This window comes from Streptomyces sp. NPDC046931 (assembly GCF_040644655.1).
Classification (GTDB): domain Bacteria; phylum Actinomycetota; class Actinomycetes; order Streptomycetales; family Streptomycetaceae; genus Streptomyces.
This window is the reverse complement of sequence record NZ_JBEYWX010000068.1, coordinates 1-1,384: the sequence shown is the minus strand read 5'-3', so window position 1 is coordinate 1,384 and position 1,384 is coordinate 1. Positions and strand designations below refer to the sequence as shown.

The 1,384-nt window shown below is 68.1% G+C and carries 1 protein-coding gene; it reads left to right on the top strand.

What is annotated here, in order from left to right:
- On the top strand, window positions 1-1,384 hold a 1,384-nt coding region (cysS, locus tag ABZ876_RS39070; protein ID WP_361791197.1), incomplete at both ends, for a cysteine--tRNA ligase.

The following is a 1,384-nucleotide window of genomic DNA, read 5'->3' as shown; positions in this document are numbered from 1 at the left end:
ATTCGCCTGTACGACACCAGTGCCCGGCAGATCCGTGACTTCGCCCCGCTCCGGCCGGGTTGTGTCTCGATCTACCTGTGTGGCGCGACCGTGCAGGCTCCGCCGCATATCGGGCATATCCGTTCGGGTCTGAACTTCGACATTCTGCGGCGCTGGTTCGAGTACCGCGGTTATGCGGTCACGTTCATTCGGAACGTGACGGACATCGACGACAAGATCATCGTCAAGTCGTCCGAGCAGGGCCGGCCTTGGTGGGCGATCGGGTACGAGAACGAGCGTGCCTTCGGTGACGGGTACACCGTGCTCGGGTGCCTGCCGCCCAGCTATGAGCCGCGGGCGACCGGTCATGTGCCCGAGATGATCGAGATGATGCGCGGTCTGATCGAGCGTGGTCATGCCTACGCTGCCGAGGGCAGCGTCTACTTCGATGTGCGTTCCTTCCCCGGCTATCTGGAGCTGTCCAATCAGGAGCTGGACAACCTGCGTCAGCCGGAGGGGGAGGGCGAGACGGGTAAGCGGGACGAGCGGGACTTCGCCCTGTGGAAGGCGGCCAGGCCGGGTGAGCCGTCCTGGGAGACGCCGTGGGGCCGGGGGCGGCCGGGCTGGCATCTGGAGTGCTCGGCGATGGCCCACAAGTACCTGGGCTCCGTCTTCGACATCCACGGCGGTGGCCTGGATCTGATCTTCCCGCACCATGAGAACGAGATCGCCCAGGCCAAGGCGTTCGGGGACGAGTTCGCCCGGTACTGGGTGCACAACGCGTGGGTCACCATGAGCGGCGAGAAGATGTCCAAGTCGCTGGGCAACTCGGTGCTGGTCTCGGAGATGGTCAAGCAGTGGCGGCCGATCGTGCTGCGCTACTACCTGGGCACCCCGCACTACCGCTCGATGATCGAGTACAGCGAGGAGGCGCTGCGCGAGGCGGAGTCCGCGTTCGCGCGGATCGAGGGCTTTGTGCAGCGTGTGGTGGAGAAGGCCGGCGGTGTCGTGGAGCCGGCGGCCGAGGTGCCGCCGGCGTTCGCGGAGGCGATGGACGACGATCTGGGTGTGCCGCAGGCGCTGGCCGTGGTGCACACCACGGTCCGGCAGGGCAACAGTGCGCTGGCGGCCGACGACAAGGAGGCGGCCGTGGCCCGGCTCGCCGAGGTGCGGGCCATGCTCGGCGTGCTGGGTCTGGACCCGCTGGATGCGCAGTGGGCCGGGGAAGGCGACCGCGGCGAGGATCTGCACGGGGTCGTCGACTCCCTGGTGGGGCTGGTGCTCCAGCAGCGCGAGGCGGCCCGGGCCCGTAAGGACTGGGCCACCGCGGACGCCATCCGCGACCAGCTGAACCAGTCGGGTCTGGTCATCGAGGACAGCCCCCAGGGCCCACGCTGGACCCTCG